The 20,982-nt window shown below is 61.5% G+C and carries 20 protein-coding genes and 1 pseudogene; 15 read left to right on the forward strand and 6 right to left on the reverse strand.

Annotated features, from left to right (window positions below; all coding sequences use genetic code 11):
* Positions 1–190: 190 nt before the first annotated feature.
* Both ACSKB8_RS27600 and ACSKB8_RS27605 read right to left on the reverse strand, forming a co-directional pair.
* The gene (locus tag ACSKB8_RS27600; RefSeq protein WP_438110696.1) at positions 191–949 is read right to left on the reverse strand and encodes a class I SAM-dependent methyltransferase; all 759 of its coding nucleotides are present in this window, start codon (positions 947–949) and stop codon (positions 191–193) included.
* Between the two features lie 76 nt (positions 950–1,025).
* The gene (locus ACSKB8_RS27605; protein WP_438107663.1) at positions 1,026–1,637 is read right to left on the reverse strand and encodes a DoxX family protein; all 612 of its coding nucleotides are present in this window, start codon (positions 1,635–1,637) and stop codon (positions 1,026–1,028) included.
* A 419-nt stretch (positions 1,638–2,056) separates the two neighbouring features.
* Here ACSKB8_RS27605 and ACSKB8_RS27610 point away from each other — a divergent pair, with 419 nt between their 5' ends.
* The 9 genes from ACSKB8_RS27610 (at position 2,057) to ACSKB8_RS27650 (ending at position 7,800) form a co-directional block, all read left to right on the forward strand.
* Positions 2,057–2,329 (forward strand): isochorismatase family protein, encoded by a 273-nt coding sequence (locus tag ACSKB8_RS27610; protein ID WP_438107664.1) that lies wholly within the window; start codon positions 2,057–2,059, stop codon positions 2,327–2,329.
* Between the two features lie 195 nt (positions 2,330–2,524).
* The gene (locus ACSKB8_RS27615; protein ID WP_438107666.1) at positions 2,525–2,650 is read left to right on the forward strand and encodes a hypothetical protein; all 126 of its coding nucleotides are present in this window, start codon (positions 2,525–2,527) and stop codon (positions 2,648–2,650) included.
* A 150-nt stretch (positions 2,651–2,800) separates the two neighbouring features.
* Positions 2,801–3,148: a hypothetical protein gene (locus ACSKB8_RS27620; RefSeq protein ID WP_438107667.1), complete on the forward strand. Its 348-nt coding sequence runs from the start codon at positions 2,801–2,803 to the stop codon at positions 3,146–3,148.
* Between the two features lie 126 nt (positions 3,149–3,274).
* Complete coding sequence (locus tag ACSKB8_RS27625) at positions 3,275–4,705, forward strand: multicopper oxidase family protein (RefSeq protein ID WP_438107669.1); 1,431 nt, start codon at positions 3,275–3,277, stop codon at positions 4,703–4,705.
* 30 nt (positions 4,706–4,735) lie between these two features.
* Positions 4,736–5,179: a DUF411 domain-containing protein gene (locus ACSKB8_RS27630; RefSeq protein WP_438107671.1), complete on the forward strand. Its 444-nt coding sequence runs from the start codon at positions 4,736–4,738 to the stop codon at positions 5,177–5,179.
* A 115-nt stretch (positions 5,180–5,294) separates the two neighbouring features.
* The gene (locus tag ACSKB8_RS27635) at positions 5,295–5,999 is read left to right on the forward strand and encodes a TlpA family protein disulfide reductase (RefSeq protein WP_438107673.1); all 705 of its coding nucleotides are present in this window, start codon (positions 5,295–5,297) and stop codon (positions 5,997–5,999) included.
* Between the two features lie 293 nt (positions 6,000–6,292).
* Entirely contained in the window at positions 6,293–6,658 is a 366-nt protein-coding gene (locus tag ACSKB8_RS27640) for a hypothetical protein (protein WP_438107675.1), read from the forward strand.
* Between the two features lie 6 nt (positions 6,659–6,664).
* Positions 6,665–7,282, forward strand: a complete 618-nt coding sequence (locus ACSKB8_RS27645; RefSeq protein ID WP_438107677.1) for an SCO family protein — start codon at positions 6,665–6,667, stop codon at positions 7,280–7,282.
* An 8-nt stretch (positions 7,283–7,290) separates the two neighbouring features.
* The gene (locus tag ACSKB8_RS27650) at positions 7,291–7,800 is read left to right on the forward strand and encodes a copper chaperone PCu(A)C (RefSeq protein ID WP_438107678.1); all 510 of its coding nucleotides are present in this window, start codon (positions 7,291–7,293) and stop codon (positions 7,798–7,800) included.
* Here ACSKB8_RS27650 and ACSKB8_RS27655 read toward each other — a convergent pair.
* Positions 7,712–8,281, reverse strand: a complete 570-nt coding sequence (locus ACSKB8_RS27655; RefSeq protein WP_438107679.1) for a Vgb family protein — start codon at positions 8,279–8,281, stop codon at positions 7,712–7,714. The genes ACSKB8_RS27650 and ACSKB8_RS27655 overlap by 89 nt on opposite strands.
* 358 nt (positions 8,282–8,639) lie before the next feature.
* On the opposite strand from ACSKB8_RS27655, the gene ACSKB8_RS27660 reads away from it, so the two are divergent.
* The 3 genes from ACSKB8_RS27660 to ACSKB8_RS27670 are packed head-to-tail and all read left to right on the forward strand — an operon-like array spanning position 8,640 to position 10,527.
* On the forward strand, positions 8,640–9,818 hold the full coding sequence (locus ACSKB8_RS27660; RefSeq protein ID WP_438107680.1) for a c-type cytochrome: 1,179 nt from the start codon (positions 8,640–8,642) through the stop codon (positions 9,816–9,818).
* Positions 9,818–9,994, forward strand: coding sequence for a hypothetical protein (locus tag ACSKB8_RS27665; RefSeq protein WP_438110698.1), 177 nt, complete (start codon positions 9,818–9,820; stop codon positions 9,992–9,994). Before ACSKB8_RS27660 ends, ACSKB8_RS27665 begins: the two co-directional genes overlap by 1 nt.
* On the forward strand, positions 9,991–10,527 hold the full coding sequence (locus tag ACSKB8_RS27670) for an FTR1 family iron permease (protein ID WP_438107681.1): 537 nt from the start codon (positions 9,991–9,993) through the stop codon (positions 10,525–10,527). Before ACSKB8_RS27665 ends, ACSKB8_RS27670 begins: the two co-directional genes overlap by 4 nt.
* Positions 10,528–11,034: 507 nt before the next feature.
* On the opposite strand, the gene ACSKB8_RS27675 is transcribed toward ACSKB8_RS27670, so the two are convergent.
* The 3 genes and pseudogenes from ACSKB8_RS27675 to ACSKB8_RS27685 form a co-directional block, all read right to left on the reverse strand.
* Positions 11,035–13,437 (reverse strand): family 16 glycoside hydrolase, encoded by a 2,403-nt coding sequence (locus tag ACSKB8_RS27675; protein WP_438107682.1) that lies wholly within the window; start codon positions 13,435–13,437, stop codon positions 11,035–11,037.
* Between the two features lie 562 nt (positions 13,438–13,999).
* Positions 14,000–15,038, reverse strand: a pseudogene (locus tag ACSKB8_RS27680) (Cj0069 family protein).
* 78 nt (positions 15,039–15,116) lie between these two features.
* Positions 15,117–15,884 (reverse strand): sulfite exporter TauE/SafE family protein, encoded by a 768-nt coding sequence (locus tag ACSKB8_RS27685; RefSeq protein WP_438107683.1) that lies wholly within the window; start codon positions 15,882–15,884, stop codon positions 15,117–15,119.
* A 190-nt stretch (positions 15,885–16,074) separates the two neighbouring features.
* On the opposite strand from ACSKB8_RS27685, the gene ACSKB8_RS27690 reads away from it, so the two are divergent.
* Genes ACSKB8_RS27690 through ACSKB8_RS27700 form a run of 3 tightly spaced genes read left to right on the forward strand, consistent with a single transcriptional unit; the run spans position 16,075 to position 20,844 of the window.
* Complete coding sequence (locus tag ACSKB8_RS27690) at positions 16,075–16,356, forward strand: metal-sensing transcriptional repressor (protein WP_438107684.1); 282 nt, start codon at positions 16,075–16,077, stop codon at positions 16,354–16,356.
* 36 nt (positions 16,357–16,392) lie between these two features.
* Complete coding sequence (locus ACSKB8_RS27695) at positions 16,393–17,601, forward strand: efflux RND transporter periplasmic adaptor subunit (RefSeq protein WP_438107685.1); 1,209 nt, start codon at positions 16,393–16,395, stop codon at positions 17,599–17,601.
* Positions 17,602–17,604: 3 nt separating this feature from the next.
* The gene (locus tag ACSKB8_RS27700; protein ID WP_438107686.1) at positions 17,605–20,844 is read left to right on the forward strand and encodes an efflux RND transporter permease subunit; all 3,240 of its coding nucleotides are present in this window, start codon (positions 17,605–17,607) and stop codon (positions 20,842–20,844) included.
* Positions 20,845–20,982 lie beyond the last annotated feature (138 nt).

The raw sequence follows: 20,982 nt of genomic DNA on the forward strand, positions 1-20,982 counted from the left end.
GAGATGTTGATGCGGGTCGCCGCGGCGCGTGTACCGATGCTTGAGATCGCTGTCGGACAGCGGCGCCGAATTCGGCGGAGTGTCGAAGGTCTCCGGCAATCTCATCGCCGGCATCAAGGCAGCCTGGTCGATTTCGGCGACGTTTGTTCGTCTCGCGTTCGAGCTGCGAGACCACGGCAAGAGGAGCTAGTCAGCGCGTGCCGGCACGATCTTCGCAGGCAACGATATCCCGGGGAGACTTTCGATTTTCCTTATTCGGCGGGGAGAAGACAGCGAGGTATCCGCCATCGCCTGCGAGCTGATATGTGGCGATCTCGCGATAACCGACGGCGCTCGCTTCGCAACGCAACTGCTCAATTGGCGTGCCATGTTCGGAGGTCGGACGCTCAAGGTCGACAATTCCGATCCGCGCGCCCGGTTTCAAGGCAGGCGCGAGATTATAGAGAAAGGCATAGGGTTGGGCGATCTCGTGATACATGTGCACGAGGATGGCGGCATCCAGCGAGGAGGCGGGCAGGCGTGGGTCGTGCGGTTCGCCCAGCGCTAATGTGACGTTTGTCAGTCGAAGACGTTCGATGCGCCTGGCGAGCTCGATGAGGTAATCTCGGGTGACGTCCTCAGCAATGACTGAGCCTTTGGAGGCGAGGAGGGGCGAGAGCCGAACCGTGTGGTAGCCACGGCCGGCGCCGATATCACCGACCGTCATGCCGGGCTTCAACACAAGACGCCGAGCAATCTCGCCGGTCTCATCCAGGGAGTCACGGTGCCTCTCGTCGGAGCGGCCTGGGCTGACAATCGGCGCAACCGGGCGCTGGGGCGAGGGGAACTCCGATGCCGAGACGCCTGATGGGGCCAGATAACCGATATCGGCCGCGTACGCGCAAGTTGGGCCCAGCACCGCAAGAAGCGAGGCTGCGCGAAATAGAGCGATCAAATGCCCGCCAAGCATCTCGTGCGGCCGGTCGGCTCTTGTGAGTTCACGAGGTTGGCTCAACGTCGTCACTCTCTCACTCAAACGATCGCAACTAGCCCGCCATGTGGAAAAACCCGCCGATTAATCCCTTCCCGTCGCGCACCGCAGGGATTTGGCGGCGCAACCAGGCATCAAGGCCAAGACTGCGGCCGGCGCCATCGAGTGTGAGCAGGAACATCAGCATGGCCAAAAACATGTACGTCCACGGCCACTCGGACGAATTGCCATACAGGCCGAGCCAGAGCTGCAGCACATAGGCGATGGCCAGCACGCCCAGCAATCGCACCGCAAGCCCGAGCATCATCGACCCAGCGAATGCCAGCTCGGCAACAAAGACGATTGGCCCAAAGATGGTCATGTTCGGGAGCACGACATCCTTCATGAAGCTGCGGTGAAACTCGAACGCCGCGTTGGTCGATTCCTGTTCGGTCCAGTATTGCAGACCGCCCGACAGAGGTAGCGGCAGCTTCCATAACATGCCCTGAAACCACATACAGCCGACCAGCACCCGAACCAGCCAGATTCCGAGATGTCGGCCGGTACGTTGCTCCGAATCCTCCTGCCAATTCCGCAAGGCCAATGCAATGCTGGCGAACAGCAGCGCCCAGAACAGCGCCAGGATCAGATAGCGCCAGTTTCCGAGACTGAGATAGTCGCCCGTCATCGCACTCAGGAAATGACCGATATCGATGAAGGGATTTGTGGGCATAGGCGCATGCTCCGGAGCAGTGCACAGTAACTCCACAGTATCCGCGTCCGCAACTCCATCTCGGCGTGCGCGGGTTCACTTCGCTGCGCTCTGTCGGTCGGGGCAACTGGCTGTAGCCAGCGCCTGAAACGCCTCATCCGCGAAGCTGAGACCAAGGGTGGCGATCCGCGTGGTCAGCTTCCAGCCGGAGATCAAGGCGCATATGAGGTCCGGCGTACTCCTGATAGTGGGCACGATAGCGGACCGCGCCAGAGGTCCGAGTTGGGGCCAGGTCCAGGTGCGGACGTCGCATCAGTGGCGTTTCGCGACGCCATCTGGATTGTCGGCGCGATGCTCTAGGCGTACCCTGAGTGCTCGTTCAAGGGGACGATGACATGCGATCATCCGGGCAGATCGCTATCGAAGCGAAGCCTGAGGCTCTTTCCATCAACCCAACTCAGAGCGCCGTCATCGTTGTCGATATGCAGAATGACTTCGGCTCTGAGGGCGGGATGTTCGCGCTTGCGGGCATCGACATTTCCGGCATCCGGAACGCCATTGCGCCCACAGCTCGCGTCTTGGCTGCAGCGCGGCATGCCGGCATCAGCATTATTTACTTGAAAATGGGTTTCCGACCGGATCTTTCGCGATCAGCCACTATTTTGTGATGGACTGGGCCGCGGTGTGGCCCGCCACGCCAAGGTGACTGAAGCATCGATCGCACTCATCTACACCACCGTGTTGAATATCGCCGTTCTCGCGCTAGCAACTGCGCTTGTCTGGAGATTTCTAAGGACCGGCGTCCGGCAATGCTGCGCATGATGAACGAGCCAAGCCATCGGGCTACTTAGGGAGTGTGAGGCATGATGGATGGCATGATGAACATGATGGGTGGCATGGGTTGGGAGATGGCTCTGATCGGAGTACTCATCCTCATCCTTCTCATTCTCGGCATTGCGGCGCTCGTTAAATACCTCTCGGGACCGTAAGCAGTGCCACCGGGCGCAGATGGAGATCGAAAGCCAGCCTGCTACTGGCAGGATATCGGGCTCACAAACCCGTGAACCGCAGCGCCGGTTGATGTTGCGGCTCCTGCCAATGGCCTAGCTATTCTCGACGCTGGTCGTTATCTTAGTCGCATGTCGGAGAAGCTTGGCCGCGTCATGAGACTGGCGCTTGCCCTCACGTTCATCGTGGGGCTGGTTCCGCATGGCATACGTGCTGCGCATGCTGACGTGAGCATGGTCATGGCTGCCGCGACCGACATGCCGATGAAAGGCAAATGTCACGGCTGCGGCGACGATCAGAAGGCCATGACGGCCGCGGCATGCTCCGCCTTTTGCGGAAGTTTCGTGGCCTTGCCCGTCTTTGGACCGCTGTTTGAGCTGTCCTCGGTCGAGACGGCGCGAGATTGCTTCAGCCCAATTCTTGCGGGGCATACGATCCCGCCTGACCCGTATCCTCCCAGACCTGCCGTCCTGAACTAAAGGCGCATCGCTGGTCGCGATGTGACCTTTGGCGCGCAACGATGCCCACCGCATCGACAGCGCATCGTGATGACGCACGTGGGCTCTTGGCCACGGGCAGCGGATCAACGTCCAGGATCGGCATTCATGCACTCCAATTTGCGTCCGGCGATCGATCGTCGCGCAGTGCTGCTAAGTGGCACCGCAATTGCGGCCTCCGCCCTGTTGCCGCGAATAGCACGAGCCGCACCGGCAGAACCCAAGTTCATTGAGCTCTCCGCGGCGCCCGGTCGCGTGTCCCTCGTTGGCTCGCCTGACACGGAAACAAATGTCTGGTGTTACGGGAATCGCATCCCTGGTCCCGACATCCGGCTCCGCCAAGGCGAGCCCGTTCGGTTGGTGGTGCGAAACCAGTTACCGGAAGATACGACCGTCCACTGGCACGGCATACGTCTGCCGAATGCCATGGACGGCGTTCCTGGCCTCACGCAGCCGCCGATCGAGCCTGGCGAAGCCTTCACCTACGAATTCACGCCGCCCGACGCCGGCACGTTCTGGTACCATCCGCATGCCGACAGTCTGCAGCAACTGGGGCGCGGCCTAGCCGGAGCTCTGATCGTTGAAGAGCCGGAACCCGTACCGGTCGACCGCGACGTTGTCTGGGTGTTGAGCGACTGGCGGCTCAAATCCGACGCGCAAATCGCGTCGGGATTCGGCAACGGCATGGAAGCCGCCATGTCCGGCCGCGTCGGCAACACCGTCACGGTGAACGGTGTGGTGTCCGAAGAGGAGTCAGTACGGGCAGGGGAGCGCATTCGCCTGCGTCTCATCAACACCTCGCTCGCTCGCATCATGTCCCTGCGCTTCGAGGGCCATCGTCCGACAATCGTCGCGATCGACGGCCAGCCCTGCGAACCGCATGAGCCCGACAATGGGCGCCTGCTTCTTGCTCCCGCAATGCGCGTCGACCTCATCCTCGATATGCAGGGTGAACCGGGACGGCGATACCGCGTGATGGACGACTTCTACGACAACCTGTCTTATTGGCTCACTCAACTCGCCTACAAAGATGAGCCGCCGCTCCGCGCGCATCCACTCGATTCACCGCTCCGTTTGCCGCGCAATCCGTTGCCAGAGCCGGACCTGACCAACGCCGAACTGCGCGAACTCCGGCTGCAGGGCGGCATGATGGGTGGCGGAGGCATGATGGGGATGGGCGGAATGATGGGCATGGGCAACCAAGCCAGCTGGGCCATCAACGGTCATTCCATGACGGGCGACGGTCACGCTGGGATGCCGCCGCTGCTTACGCTGCGGCGCGGACGAAGCTGCGTGCTGTCGATGCGCAACGAGACCGCCTGGTGGCATCCTATGCATCTCCACGGCCACAGCTTCCGCGTCCTGAGCCGCAACGGTGCACCGGTGCCGTACCGGCAATGGGCCGATACCGTTCTCGTGCGACCGAAAGAGACGATCGAGATCGCTTTTGTCGCCGACAATCCCGGCGACTGGATGCTGCATTGCCATGTCACCGACCACCAGGTGTCGGGAATGATGACGGTGCTGCGCGTTGCATGAGCAACCCGATCTTTGCAAAGGAGAAACGACATGAATAGACGGACATTCTGCCTTGGCACTGCGCTAACGACGCTCGTGCTGCCGCTGCCAGTGTTTGCCGCTCCGACCCAGGCGACCTTGTACAAGAATCCGCAATGCAGCTGCTGCGAGGACTATGCCGCGTATCTTCGGCAGAGCGGCTTTGCCGTTGACGTGAAGCCCACCAATGATCTCGCCGAGATCAGCCAAGACGCTGGCGTGCCGACGAAATATCAGGGCTGTCACACGATGTTCGTTGGCAACTACGTGGTCGATGGGCATGTCCCTGTGGAGGTGGTCCGTAAGCTTCTGTCCGAGCGGCCGCCGATTGCGGGGATCACCCTTCCCGGGATGCCGACCGGCTCCCCCGGCATGACCGGCCCCAAGACGCAGAAATTCGTCATCTACGCCGTGACCAAGGATGGCAAGGCACCGACCGTCTACGCCACCGTGTAGCCAGTCGGTAGCGGGCGAGGTCGGCCCGCATCGCCCCACAAGCACGTTGGCCAACGATCGTCCCCAAACGGCTTGTGGATGCGATCCTGCCATCGATCGGAAAGGTTGAGCAGCAATGATGCTTGTCCCCTGTATCGGCCGGATTCAGTCCGCGATCGCTGTCGCAATCGCACTCGCAGCGGCCACTCAATTGGCCGTTGCTCAGGAGCCAGCGAAAAAGGTGGTCCTGCATAACAGCCCAAGACCTGTCGCCGCTGTTCAGTTCAGTGATGAGGAAGGCCGACCGCGAAGTCTGGCTGACTTCAAAGGAAAGGTCGTGGTCCTCAATATCTGGGCCACCTGGTGCGTGCCCTGCCGAAAGGAAATGCCCGCGCTCGATCGGCTGCAAGCGGCCTTGGGCGGCGCCGAGCTCGAAGTTGTACCTCTCTCGGTGGATCGCGGCGGGCACGAAGCCGTCCGCAAGTTCTACTCCGAGGTCACCATTCGCAACCTTGCCGTTTACACCGACCCCTCCGGGCAGGCGTTGCGTGCTGTAGGCGCGATCGGCTTGCCGACGACGCTCATTATCGATCGCGCTGGCCAGGAAGTCGGGCGCGCGCTTGGCCCGGCCGAGTCGGATTCCCCAGAAATCGCCGACACGCTCCGAGCCGTCATGACCAATACCGGCGATCGCTTCGCTCAGCGGCAAGACCCTGATCGATTGCACGCGTCGCTCGGCCTGCTCCGGCGTGTGTTCGACTGGCTGATGTCGCCCATTAACGAAGTGATCCTCGATAGAGAAACAGCTGATGACTCCTCAGACGAAAATAAGAGCAGATGATATCTCTGCGGTACGCGCGTGGCGGCCCTGGCGTTATCTTGGGGAGCGGCGCGCACTGGTTATCCTCGCGGTTATCGCCGTGATCGCCGGCACCGCGTTCGGATGGAACTGGCTCGTGGCTGCCGGTATTGCGCCCGTCCTGCTGAGCGTACTGCCATGCTTGGTGATGTGCGGGCTCGGTCTGTGCATGAACCGCCTGATCGGCCGCTCTTGCGGAACCTCCACATCACAAAGCGCAGCGAATGTCGGCTGGCAGGCAACGAATTCTCCGGTCCTTGACCAGGCAACGGCAGATGTCGCTCAGGGTCGGGGTCCAGACCGAAATCCTGGGGACGCCGCCGAAAGAACGCGCGGCGAGCCTGCGGAAATCGGAAACCGACGAAAGGAGACCGAACATGCAATCAACCGCTAGAACTCTGCTTGTATTCGCCGCGTTCTCGGTCGCCGCGGTGACCATGGCTCCGGCTCTCTATGCCGACGATCACGCCTCGTCCAGCTCCACGACGATGGTCGGAATGATGGGTCGGGGGAGCGGAATGATGGAACGGATAGGGATGATGAACCATTGCGGCGCGATGATGGGCAGAGATGACAGCAGTGGCCGACCCAACGACCAGTGGCGCGCTCCTCGATCGCCGGATGCCAAGGCCAAACAGTAGCCGTCGATGAAGACACGAACCAGACGCCTGACCATCATAGCTCTTGTTGCGGCCGCCGGCGCGATCGCGCTGGCTGAGGTATGGTTTGTGGCGACTCCGTATCCGAAGGTCGTCACGTCTGGCACGGCAGCGATTGGCGGGCCGTTCACGCTGGTAACGACCGACGGCAAGACAGTGAGCGATGAGACTTACCGCGGCAAGTGGCTTCTGATCTACTTCGGCTACACCTTCTGCCCGGATGCGTGTCCGACCGCGCTCACCAACATGAGCACGGCCTTGGAAAAGCTTGGCCCAAATGCCAGCGAGCTCCAACCGCTCTTTGTCACGGTCGACCCCCAGCGCGACACCCCTGTCGTCATGACTGATTACCTGAAGTCATTTGATCATCGCATTGTCGGCCTGACTGGAAGCCAGGCGCAGATCGACGGCGTGCTGAGGGTATATCGCGTGTACGCCGAAGCGCAGAAATCCGAAGCCGAAAAGACCGATTATCCCGTCTCGCACAGCGCGTACCTCTATTTGATGGATCCACAGGGACGGTTCGCGAATGTGATCCAGAGTAGCGAAGGTGGAGATGAGATCGCCGCTTGGCTGAGCAAGCAAATGGTCCACAAGAACGGATAGCACGACTGATGAAACAACCAATCAAGCTGATCTTGAGCATCGCATTCGTTTTGGCAGCCAGCGTTCAGGTTAACGCGCAAATGTCAGGTTCGAGCTCAATCGTAGTCGAGCGACCTTGGGCGCGAGCGACGCCCGGTGGAGCCAAGACCGGCGCAACATACCTTACATTGATCAATAACGGCGAATCTCCAGACCAGTTGTTGGGGGCGACGACGCCCGTCGCGGACAAAGTTCAATTTCACAGCACCACAGAAGAGAATGGCATGTCCCGTATGCGCGAAATGCCCGTCGTCGATCTGGTACCTCATGCAAAGACCACATTCGATCCGGGCGGCATGCACATTATGCTCGTCGACTTGAAGCAGCCGCTCAAAGAAGGTCAGACTTTCTCTCTAAGTTTGACGTTTGCCAAGGCGGGCAAAGTCGACGTCACGGTTCCGGTTGCGAAGGTCGGCGCCATGCGGCCCAGTGACATGGCTCCCATGATGCATCATCACCACGACACGATGAAAGAATGAGGTTGGTTGAGCTTGAGCCTGATGATGCGGCCTCCAGCGAACTGGCAATCTGTCGCCCGGTGAACCACAAGGCACCATCTGGCCCGGTCGTGATGCCAAGTGGTCCCGTCGATCCAGGGATTGCGAATTCGGTCAGCTTTAGGTTTTCGACGGTGGCGGTCGTCGGAATGCGCCCGATCTTCTTCGCCGTGAACTCGGTGAGCCACAGCGCGCCGTCAGGCCCCGTCGTGATGGAATGCAAAACGCCGCCGCCCTTGATCGGGAATTCGGTGATGCTGCCATCGATGGTTATTCGCCCGATCTTGCCCGCTGCCTCGGTGAACCAGAGCGCACCGTCTGGCCCAGTGGTGATTGCGGACGGACGGCTGGCGGGAGCCAGCATGAATTCAGTGAAGGTCTGGGCAGCAGCAGGCATAATTCCCACGGCCGCACCCAATCCGAGCGCAATTGCCAGCAACAATGAAGCGACCGCAAATCTCATGGCCTTCTCCACGTAGGGTGGGCCTTGCGCCGAAGCACGATCTCACGAACTCCGAAACTTAAGTCTAGCAGTCTTTCGGACGCCGTATCGCGTTACTTGCTGGCGCCCCGGAGAAGGGCGGAGCCGATGGCGCAAAGGCGACGCTTGCTGTCGTCGCCGCTACTCGCCCGGCGCGGTTAACGGGAGCGCTTACCGCGGCGAGAAGGCCGGCGCACATGCCTCAAAAGAAGTTGACCTGGAGCTGAATTAGAACGTCTCAAATTGCACCGATCCGAAACCGGCGGTACGACCGTCCTCGGACCCAACCTTCAATTTGGCATCCCCGGTGAGCATGCTATCTTTACCGCCGCGTCTCGCAGTGCTTGCCACGCTGGTCGCTCTGGTATTCTGCGGCGCAGCGAGGGCCGAGACGAGCGATGTCGAAACCACGTGGCGACTGCTGGATTACATTGCGGTGGATTACGCCGGCGCCGTATCACATGGCTCGGTCTTAAGCCCTTCCGAATATGCCGAGCAGAATGAGTTCGCGGCGACCGTTGCCGCAAAGATCGCTGCACTCCCACCTAAGCCGGAACGGCAAGCGCTTGCGATGGAAGCTGCCCGCCTGCAGGGCGCCATCGCAGACAAGTCTGACGCCGAGCAAGTAGCAGCTATAGCGCATGGCCTGGCGGCTGCGTTGCTGGCGACCTACCCCGTGCCGCTGGCGCCGAACAAGGTTCCGGACTTCGCACGCGGCGCGACGTTATTCGGTCAGAACTGCGCCGCCTGCCATGGAGACGCGGGCGACGGCCATGGACCAGATGCCGTCAAGCTTGATACGCCGCCCATAGCGTTCACGGACGCCGAGCGTGCTCGCCAGCGCAGCGTGTTTGCCCTCTATCAGGTGATCACCCAGGGACTTGATGGTACGGCGATGCCGAGCTTCGACAGCCTTCCGACCGATGACCGTTGGGCGCTGGCCCTCTACGCCAGTCATTTCGCCTTCCACGATGCCGCTGCGGCTGAAGGCGAGCGGCTGTGGAAGCAGGACGCCTCGCTTCATAGGCTCGTTCCCGATCTGAAGACGCTCGTCGGGACGACGCCCGCAGCGCTCGCGAGCAAGATCGGACAGGACAAGGCCGACGCTCTCATGGCTTATTTGCGTCGTCATCCAGAAACCGTCACGCAGCAGCAGACCGGATCCCTGTCGCTGGTGCGCGGCCGCTTGACCGCGAGCCTTGCCGCCTATCGTGCGGGGGACCGCCAGCATGCGGGCGAACTGGCTTTGTCTGCCTATCTCGATGGGTTTGAGCCGGTCGAACCGGCGCTGGGGGCGCGCAATCGTGCGCTTCTGGAGCGGATCGAGGGCGCGATGGGCGACTACCGTGCCGCCATCCAGAGCGGAGAAAATGCCGATGCGCTCGCCGATCGCGTACAGGTCCTCGACGATCTTTTTGATGATGCAGAGGCGTCGCTTTCCCCAATGCGGCAAGCGGCCTCTCAACGTTTCTCGGAGCGGCAACGATCCTGCTGCGCGAAGGACTGGAAGCGCTGCTGATCGTCGTTGCGATGATCGCCTTCCTCCGCAAGGCTGAGCGGATGGAGGTCATGCCCTACGTCCATGCGGGTTGGGTGGGCGCGCTCGTCGCCGGCTTCGCAACCTGGGTCATCGCGACCTGGGTGATCGGAATCAGCGGCGCGAGCCGGGAGCTGACGGAGGGATCGGGTCGGTGATCGCCGCCGTTGTCCTGCTCTCGGTTGGCATCTGGATGCACGGCAAGGCGCACGCCGATCAATGGCAGCGCTACATTCGCGAAAAGATGGCGAAGGCATTGTCCGGTGGTTCGGCCTGGTTTCTGTTCGGGCTCGCTTTCATCGTGGTTTACCGCGAGGTATTCGAGACGATCCTCTTCTACGCGGCGCTGTGGAGCCAGGGAAACGGCGGTACGATCCTTGCCGGCGCGCTGAGCGCGTGCGCGGCGCTGGCATTCATCGCGTGGGCGATGCTGCGCTATAGCCGCCGGCTGCCAATCGGCAAGTTCTTCACCTACAGTTCGTGGCTCATGGCGATTCTGACGGTCGTGCTGGCGGGCAAGGGCATCGCGGCCCTGCAAGAGGCCGGCATCGTTAGCATCGCGCCGTTACGCTTGGTGCCACGCATCTCGTTGGTTGGTCTGTTCCCAACCACGCAAACGGTCGCGGCCCAGCTACTCATGATTGCGGCTCTGGCGATAGGCTTCGGCCTCAATCGTCGAAAGGTCGCATAGGATGAGGCCTGGCGGTGGCAGTGACCAGGATGACGAAGTCGGTCAGCGCTGGAGCAACTGACCGGCGAACGCAAAGAGTTGCTCGGCCACGGGGACTGGGAACGGAGCTCTGACCGCGCAGCCGCAGGCTCCGATCATACGGCTTCTCCGCAGACGCCCACACAACGCCGCGCCAGCCCCGCCAGTTTGACGGCGGTTATTGGCCGAAATCTCAGTGGCGGGTGGCGTGAACACGTGGCTTCGCCGTGGCATCTGTCCAAATAACGGGCAGAGTCCAGCGATGCGTCGGCGGGTCGATGGCGAGGCGTGGCATCCGGAAACCCCGACCTAGTTCAGAGCTTTGGAGCTGTGCCTGAAAAGCGCCTATAGGCCCGAAATGCACTTACGCGTTTGCCCATTTCGATAAGCCATTGAAATCACAGCAAATGCGGCCGCCCTCCGACGCAGATCGCGCAACTGCCAAGGGCGCTCCGGCGGAGCGCCCCATCTTGTGCAGAACGGCGAAGACTAGGCGACCCTTGGGACAGGCAGCTCGGTGACTCCCGGCAACACCGTCTTGATGCGGATGTTGCGGAATTGCACCTTCGATCCATCGTGATGGTTTTGTAGCGCGATGTGGCCGCGAAGAGACCGGGACGTGGGATCCGTGAAGTCGTTCACGAGCACATCGTTAAGCGTCACTTTGATGCGGTTTCCGACCGCCTCAATCAGGAACCTGTTCCATTGCCACGGGCCTTTCGCAACATCGCTGCGGGTCGCGGCACTGATGTTGTAAATGGCGCCCGTGCTTCGCAGCGGATCGCTCTCCATATTCTTTTCGGAGTTGTATCCACGGGGATCGATTTGGATCTCGTAGCTTTGGTCGATTGCGGCCGTCCAATCGTTCGGATTCGAACTGTTCAGGTTGGGCACGCGGATGAAAACGCCGGAGTTGTCCGTGCGGTTGGCGTATTGCCATTCCAGCTCGAGCACGAAGTCGGAGAAGCTCTCGCGCGTGTACCAGAGCAATCCGGGCCCGCCGACGGACTCGAGAATGTCGAACACCTGCAGGAAGCTTCCGGACCCCGACATCTGCCAGTCTGCCAAGCTTCCTGCGTAGAGCGGCTTGAAACGCGCCAAAGGCGTCGGCGTCGATGCCGCAACGACGGCGGCGCTCGTCCGACGCGCGAGCGTAAGGCCGGTCAAAGACGGATTCGCCGAGCCGACGGTGGGGAACACAGCAGGGCCAGCAACATAGGCGTTGGCGATGTGATGGAATCGTCCGTTGGAGTCGGTGATCGATGTGGCCGGATCCTCGCCCATCCACAACGTGCCCGCTTCGTGATGCGTATTGCCCAACTTGTCCTTGGTGGCACCAAACGGATCGGCGGGTGGGATGCTTTGCCAGCCGCCATTGTACAGGTACTGAACGTCGCCGGCGTTCTTGCCGAGGCGTCCGGCCAGGCTGACCGCTGCGCTGGCGAGTTTGCTCCAGGCCGCGTAGTCGTTTGGCGTCGGCGTGAAATTGACCCACGCGCGCGCGCTCATGCCGTCGTTTTGAAGCGGATCGGCCGCATTGGTGAGGTTCACGAAGCTCGTGACGCCGCCCGGGCCTGCGCTCTTGTCGCCGTCCATTTCACCGAGACCGCGGAAAACGATCGCCACCCAATCCGGGTCCTCGTTCGAAAGCAGGTTCCGCAACAGGTCGATGTCGGGCACCATAGTCCACATCGTTGCTTCCGGGTTCTGTCCTTTCTCGGCCGATGCGAGCACCTGGAAATGATAGCGGCGTTTGCTGCCGTCCGGATTCGTGATCTCGCCGCGCACGATGGCTCCGCCCTGCTCAAGTGTGGTGACCGCTCCGAGCCCGAGCGCGCTGCGCTTGACGCGCACGGTCAGATTCGTGCGCAGATGCGCCATAAAGTTGGCGCCCATGCTGTACGCACCACGATTGATCGGGAACGACTCGATCGCCAGCCGTGTCGACTCGATCGTCCCCGCCGCCAGAATGACCTGGCAATCGGGACTGAGGTTTGTCGGAACGGAGAGCGATCGAAACTGACCATTGTAGGTGAGATCGATGCCCGTGACCTTGCCCCCGCTGTTCTGTAGCCGGATCACGTGGCAGCGCGGAACGAGGAAGAATCGCCGCCGCGAATTATCGTTCAACGTCCAACGTTTCGCGATATCGTCGCGGATGCTCTCCAGCAGCATGGGTCCGCTGCTGAATTTGTCGAAGGAAAAGAGGCCGGGCCCCGGTGAGCCTGCCTGCACCGCGATCGGGGCCTCTTCGACGACATCGACGGTCACATTGGGAATGTTCGCGCCGCCCGCCACGCTTTGGAGCGCTGCATTGACCGCCGCATTGAGCGGACCCGAGAGGTAGTCCGCCTTGTCCTGAACGCCAATTTCGAACTCGACGTCCGGGTAGTTCGCTGTCAGAAAATCGCGCGCGCCTTTGGGCCACGCAGCCAGATCAGCCGGCGTGAGCCGCGGCGACCAGCCTCCCCAGAACAGCGATCGGCCTCCCGGGCAGTAGGCTAGCCCGGTGAACGGCTCGTTGCTGTGCCAAGGAATGCCCCAGACGCCATTGCGCCCACCCGGATCTTGATCGTTACGTGTGACCAGCGCGGTATCCGGCGCATTCAGCCCGAGATGCGGCATGTTCTGCACGTGCGTTGAAGCAAAATAGCCTCCCGCGTCGAGCAGGAGCACCCGGAGGTTCTGGTCGGCGCTGCCGCGATAGATCTTGTCGGCGACATAGGCGCCGAACATGCCTGCGCCGATGACCACTACATCAAACGGCTTGCCGCCGTTGCTCACGGCTTCGTCATAGGTGCTGCACACGTATCGGCCGAGCAGATCCCGCGTGAACTCGGTGTCTTGAATATCGACCGGAATGGAAGGGTCTTGCCGCAGAAAGGTGAGCATGGAGAGTTCCTTTCGAAGCGTTGAGATCGCCGCGGTGCGCGAGACGGTTTGGTCCGGCCGTGTCGCTTTCGATCGTTAGGCCGCGCCTCCGCAGCAAGGCGGAGGAGGCGCCTCAGGGGTCAAGCGAGACACGCGACGAAGACCTGCCACACGCTTGGAGCGCGATCTGGAGAAATGATACGACAAATTGCCGGCACGATTGGTGAGCCGGTTCACACATGAGTGCGATTTCAGCTCCGTGACCTCGCGGGTGATCTCGCAGGGCTGATAGACTTCGCGGCGGTTGCAGTGAGCTGCTCCACAGAAGCAGACCTAAGCGCCAGAACGACAGAAATGCTGCCAGTCGCCTGCGGGTGAAACTGCGACTTGGCCGGGAGGGCCGCTTGGGCGCATAGCGGCCTTGTGAGTGAGCCCCGGTCAACCAAGAGCCAGACCGAAATGCGTTGCCGCTCGATCGCATCGTCAGCGCGAGCGAAAGAGACACTCAGCGCCTGCGCTGGCTGCACGCCGGAGCCGAGCAGCGCGATGTGGTCAGCTTCCGAAGCTATGACACAGTCGACATTCAGAGCTTCGCCTGCAGTCTATCCGCGACGCGGCGGGCGATCTCTGCCGGCGCGTCATCCGGGATCGGGAAGACTGAACTGACGTTGATCTCGCCGAGCACGTAACTGTCGCTCCCGTCGGAGCAAGGCGGGCCCAGCATGAAGTCTGCATCCCAGATCATCGGGAGATCGCTCCTCGGGATGTCCAGCAAGGAAGTCAGCTGCGGCGTCCACTCGTCTTCCATCAACCGGCGCAGGCCCTGGAAGCGCGGGTCGGCCTTGTTGGCATAGAGCCGCGGTCCGGCTTTCGCGCGCGCGGTCGGTTCGTCAACCAGGGCCTTGACCTTATGATAGCCGAAGCCGGCGCAGCGATCGCCTGCCATATAACAGCGGACCACCCCTTCGCTCAGGCGTGGCTGGAACGGCTGATCGATCACAGAACCGTCTTCGAAATACTCGATGCACCGCTTAAGAAACTCGTCCAATGCGATGTCCTCCGATCCTTCCTTGGTGGCATCAAGCACGCGTACCATCAGCCCGTTCGGGTGGACTTGCCAGCGCCTCGACTTTCCAGACACCCTGGCCGCCATTACCGCGGTTGCGCTTGATCACGCGCGGACCTGCGGCGAGTCGCAAGGGCAATTCCACACTCATCTGCTCGAGCGTTCGATAGAGGGCCGTGTCACAGCCCCAGCTCATAATGCGGGTGCGATGGAGCACCTCTTTGGTGCCCATTTTGAGGATGACATCGGGATGGGCGCTCACCCAGACGCCGCGCGCCGCGACCTCGCGCAGCAGCGCGTCAAGATTGGCGCGGTTGCGCCCCTCGTGAATCGGATTGACCCAGACGAGCACGCCATCGAACGTGGCGAGCTGTGTTCGGACGGCGTTGAGGACATCGTCCTCATAGACCACCGGTTCCGCATCAACGCCGACATCGGCGAGCGCCGCGAATACGGCACTGAACCGGCTGGTCTCTGGTGAGGCGCCGCGGCGCGCTGCTTCATCTCCGCGCCACAGGATAGCGATGCGGCCGAGGCGAGCTGTGGGTTCAAGCATGGAAAGCGGCTCCTGATTCATTGATCCATATGATTGTGTGTTGGTTCTGCACAGGACAAGGGCCAGGCCAGCGCGACGCTAGACGACTAGGACCGCGCCCGAAGCCAACAGCAGCACCAATACAATCTTGCGGAATGCGGCCTCGCTGACGCGGCCGAACAACTTGAGACCAAGCCAAGTGCCGGCGAGCAGGGCCGGCAATCCGATCAGAAAGAGCTTGATCGTCTCCGCGCTCAACGCGCCTTTGGCGCCGATCCAAAGCGCACTCACCAGGAACGTCGCCACCGCAACGGGTTGAAAAACCGCACGCTGCACATCCTTGGGCCACCCGCGCAGTCCGCACCAGATCGTGATGAGGATTCCGGCGAGCCCAGTGATGCCGCCCAGGGCGCCGTTGAGGAATCCGACAACGGCATCGACTGCGGCGCCCTGTGATTTCAGGGGCTCGATCGTAGGACGAAACAGTGCATAGAGGCTGTAGAGGACGAGAAACACGCCGACACCCGCGCGAACGTGGCCAGGATCGGCCCAGGTCAATATTGTTACCCCAACCGGTACGCCGAGTGCCGCGCCAAGCATGAACGGCCAGAGCCGTCTCCAGTCCAGAGCACCACGCAATTTCCATACGGAGTAACCCTGCACGATCAGCCCAAAGGCGATGATCAAGCTGGCGGTCTGCAAGGGAGTAAGGATGTAGAGCCAGATCGAGGCGGCTATCAGACCGAATGCAAATCCGGACATGCCGGCAACGAGCGCACCGGCGAACGTCGCAACAATGAAAAGCGGAAGTTCAAAAGACATCCCATCCATGTGTCCGCTCCAAAACAAAGCGAACAGCTCTTGCATGGGATGACCCACTTGATGGGGAGGCTGCTACATCCCCAGAGGCACACTAGTCCGAACGCCGAGAAAGCTCAATTGACGTTGTATGCGGTGAGCGACTTTTTTGTCTGAAGGGTCAATTGCTTGATCTACCTACAAGATAGCACCAGAGTCCACGTCTCGACATATCCCCTCAGGGGGGATAGGATATGGCATGGCGAAAGAACACGTTCACGAAAGTCATCCGGAGATCGTCAAGCGGCTGAAGCGCGCCGAGGGGCACCTCCACAGGGTCATCGAGATGTTCAGCGAGGGGCGCGGCTGTCTCGATCTCGCTCAGCAGCTTCATGCGGTCGAGAAGGCCATCGGCGAGGCGAAGAGGGCGCTCATCCACGATCACGTGGACAATTGCCTCGACGCGGCAGCGAACGGGGGCTCGTCGAAATCCACGAAGACCGTGCTCGCCGAATTCAAGGCGATCTCGCGTTACCTCTGAGCGGCGGCGCACTGCGCCGGTATTGAAGAGAAACGTATGTCCTTCCGACCGATTATCCTGGTCGCGGTGTTCGCAGCGGGCGTCGCATCTGCCCTTTGGGCACCAGGCATGCCGGCCCTGCGGAAAGCCGTGGGAGTTGCCGCCGAGCAGCCGCGGCAGGAGGCCAAAACACCCGAGGCCGAACGTCGGCCTGTCGTCCGGATGGACGACGAGCGAATTGCTCTCGCCAAAATCGAGCAGGTGCAGGTGGGACCGGGCAGCATCGCCAGGCGACTTTTGGTGCCCGGAACCGTTGCTCCAGACGCGGACCGGGTTGCGCACGTCTCGGTGAAGCTGTCCGGCACAGTTGCCGAGCTTCGCAAGAACATCGGCGATGTCGTCGCAAAGGGCGAAATTTTGGCTTCGCTTGAGAGCCGCGAAGTTGCGGACGCCAAGAGCGAATATCTGGCCGCTCGACTTGCGAACGAACTGCAACAAGATCTCGCAGGACGAGACAAGCTCCTGTGGGAAGGCCGCGCAGCGCCGGAGCTACAATATATTCGTTCCCGCAATGCGGCAGCGCAGACGGCCATGCGCCTGGACATCGCCCGCCAAAAGCTGCTGGCATTGGGCGTGCAGGAAAATGAAATCGCCGGTCTACCGCAGGCGCCAGAGATCTCGCTGCGGAGCCAAAACGTTCGCGCGCCGATCTCGGGCCGGGTTGCCGCACGCAGAGTCGAACTCGGAACGGCAGTCGGCCGCGACAATCTTGAAACCGAGCTCTTTGTCATCGTCGATCTGAGCCGCGTATGGGTGGAACTGGCTGTCTCGTCCAGCGACCTGCCATTGGTGAAAGAGGGCCAAACTGTCCGGATCACGGGGCGGGGAATGCCGGAAACCGCTTTTGGCAAAATCGTGTTCGTGTCGCCGCTGCTTGAAAAGGAGACCCGCAGCGCGCGCGTCGTCGCAGCGCTGGACAATCCGGACGGCCGCTGGCGGCCAGGGTCCTTCGTTACTGCGGCGATTGCACTGAATGAGCACCGGGCAGATGTCGTGGTGCCGATCGGCGCGCTTCAGACCGTGGATGGACGGAGGGTGGTCTTCATTCGCAGCAAGGATGGGTTCGAAGTGCGCGGCGTGATGCCCGGCGAGCGCGACGGTGAGGTCATTGAGATCGCCTCTGGTCTTGCTGCTGGTGAGACCATCGCCGTGTCGAACACGTTCTCGCTGAAGGCAGAGCTGTCCAAGCCCCGCGACGAGGACTGAGCAATGATCGCCTGGATTGTCGACTTCTCAGTTCGTCGGCGCTGGCTCGTGGTGCTGGTGACGCTGGTTACCGCCGGCGCCGGCTTTTGGTCGATGACGAAATTACCGATCGATGCTGTTCCCGACGTCACGAACGTCCAGGTGCAGGTCAACGCGACCGCCCCCGCATTGACGCCAGCCGAAATCGAGAAGCAGGTGACAGTCGCGCTGGAGACGGCGCTGGCGGGTACGCCCGGCCTGGAATCGACGCGATCCTTTTCGCGCAATGGTTTTGCGCAGATCACGGCCGTATTCGCTGATCGCACCGACATCTACTTCGCGCGTCAACAGGTTTCCGAACGGCTGAACGAAGCGAAAGGCAATCTTCCTCCCGCTGTCGACGTTCGCATGGGGCCGATCTCCACCGGCCTCGGTGAGATCTATTGGTGGGCGGTCGAATACGCCAAGCCGGGCGAGATGGCGCCGGTCGAGGACGGCAAGCCGGGTTGGCAGAGCGATGGCAGCTATCTCACGCCCGAAGGCGAGCGGTTGACCGATGACTTTCAGCGTACTGTCTATCTCCGGACCGTGCAGGACTGGATCATCCGACCGCAAATGAAGACGGTGCCCGGTGTGGCCGGAGCGGATGCGATCGGCGGGTTCCTTAAACAGTTTCAGGTGCACCCCGATCCGCTCAGGCTGAACGCCTATGGGCTATCGTTCAGCCAGCTGATCGCCGCGATCGAGGCCAACAATGTCAGCCGCGGCGCCAACTTCATCGAGCAGAACGGCGAAGGCGTCGTAGTCCGCGCCAGCGGCCGGGTCGAGAACCTCGAGGACATCAGGCAGATTGTCGTGACGACGCGGGGAGGAATTCCCGTGCGCATCCAGGACGTCGCCGATGTCGAGATCGGGCGCGAGCTGCGGACCGGCAGTGCCAGCGTCGATGGGCAAGAAGTCGTGCTCGGAACCGCTCTTATGCTGATCGGCGGCAATAGCCGCACGGTGGCAGCCGCTGCCGACGCCAAGATCAAGCAGATTAGCCGCACGCTGCCGCCGGGCATCAAGGCGCGGACCGTGCTTAATCGCACGCAGTTGGTTGACGCCACCATTCGAACTGTTGCAACCAACCTCGCCGAAGGTGCGCTGCTGGTGATCGCAGTGCTCTTCCTGATGCTCGGCAATTTCCGTGCGGCGCTGATTACCGCTGGCGTCATCCCAGTCGCGATGCTGTTGACGGTAACTGGCATGCTGGGGACCAAGCTCAGCGCGAACCTGATGAGCCTTGGCGCGCTCGATTTCGGCCTGATCGTCGATGGTGCCGTCATCATCACGGAGAACAGCCTGCGCCACCTGGCAGAACGCCAGCGCGAGCTCGGCCGGACCCTTCGGCCTGCCGAGCGGCTGAACACCGTGACGGTATCAGCGATCGAGATGATCAGACCCACGGTCTACGGCCAGCTCATCATCATCCTGGTCTATGTGCCGCTACTGACCTTCACCGGCGTCGAAGGCAAGACGTTCGAGCCGATGGCGTTGACTGTGATGATCGCGCTTGTTGCGGCCTTCGTTCTGTCACTGACCTTCGTGCCTGCGGCGATTGCGATCGCGATGACCAAGCCGGTGCGCGAACAGGAAAACGCAATTGTCCATTGGCTTAAGCAACTCTATGCGCCAGTCCTGGCGAGGGCAGTGGTGTCTCCGAGGCCGATCATGGCCACGGCGGTGGTTCTCTTCGTCGGTGCGGTGATCCTCTTTGGTGGACTTGGTCAAGAGTTCACGCCGACGCTTGACGAAAAGAACATCGTCATGGAGGTCAAACGCGTGCCCAGCACGGCGCTGTCGCAGGCTCAAGCGATGCAGCTCCTGATCGAGCGGACGATCAGCAAATTTCCGCAGGTCTCCTTCGTGTTCTCGCGCACAGGAACGCCCGATCTCGCCGCCGATCCGATGCCCCCGAGCGCCTCCGACACCTACATCATCGTCAAGCCGCAGAGCGAATGGCCGGATCCGTCACTGTCGAAGGACGACCTGATAAGGCAGATCGAGGCAGAAGCTACCAAGTTGCCGGGCAACAAGGTCGGCTTCTCCCAACCCATCGAAATGCGGTTCAACGAGCTGATCGCGGGTGTCCGGGAAGATCTTGCCGTCAAGGTGTTCGGCGACGATTTCAGCGAAATGCAGCGGACCGCGCAGGAGATCGCCAATGTGCTGCGTCGCATCGAGGGCGCCGAAAGTGTCAAGGTCGAGGAAACGACTGGCCTTCCATTCCTTGAAATCCGCATCGACAAGGCGGAGATCGCCCGCCGCGGCCTTAACCTCGCAACCATCCAGGACTTGATCGAGACGGCCGTTGGAGGCCGGGTGGCCGGGCTTGTCTTCGAAGGCGACCGCCGCTTCCAGATTGTGGTTCGGCTCGACGACAAGCTGCGTTCCGACATTACCGCTCTGGAGGCGCTTCCAGTGCCGTTACCGCACGCCGATCCGAATACGCCGGCCCCCTCCGTTCCGCTGCGCACACTGGCATCCTTCGAGCAGACCGAGGGGCCCAACCAGATCAGCCGCGAAAACGGCAAGCGTCGGGTGGTGACGACGGCCGAGGTTCGCGGCCGGGACATCGGTTCGCTCGTCGCCGAAGCACAGGCCAAGGTCGCAGAACAGGTCAAGCTTCCCCCTGGGACTTATCTGGCCTGGGGAGGACAGTTCGAGAACTTCTCCGTCGCGCGGCAGCGGCTGATGGTCGTGGTGCCCGGCTGCTTCCTTCTCATCTTCCTGTTGCTATTCGGCGCCTTGGGTTCCGCGCGCGATGCGCTTCTGGTCTTCAGCGCCGTTCCGCTCGCTCTGACCGGCGGTATTGTCACGCTATGGCTGCGTGGCATGCCGTTCTCGATCTCGGCTGCGGTTGGCTTCATCGCGTTGTCGGGTGTCGCCGTCCTGAACGGGCTCGTGATGTTGAGCCAGATCCGCAAGCTGGTTGAGGACGGTGCCGAACTTCGGTCAGCGATCGAAGAGGGGGCGTTAATACGTTTCCGACCGGTGATCATGACTGCATTGGTCGCTTCGCTCGGCTTCGTCCCCATGGCGCTCGCCACCGGAACGGGCGCCGAGGTGCAGCGGCCGCTGGCCACCGTGGTGATCGGTGGATTGCTCACGGCGACGCTGTTGACGCTCATCGTTCTGCCGGCGCTCTATGCCTATTTCGCGCGACGGCCATTGCGATTGAAGAGATCCGATCAGTTCCTCTCGCGACGCGCAGCCGAATAGACCAGAGGGCCTATCGTGCTTTCAGTCCTTGCCAACCGAACCTATCGCGATGACAACGGCAATACTACTGTCCTGCAGTCTCGCTCCCGGATATGCGGAGGAGTCCGGGTTATCCAAGACATATAAGTAGGAGCAATC

Origin of the sequence: Bradyrhizobium sp. BR 1432 (genome assembly GCF_051547705.1) — a bacterium.
Taxonomy (GTDB): domain Bacteria; phylum Pseudomonadota; class Alphaproteobacteria; order Rhizobiales; family Xanthobacteraceae; genus Bradyrhizobium; species Bradyrhizobium zhanjiangense.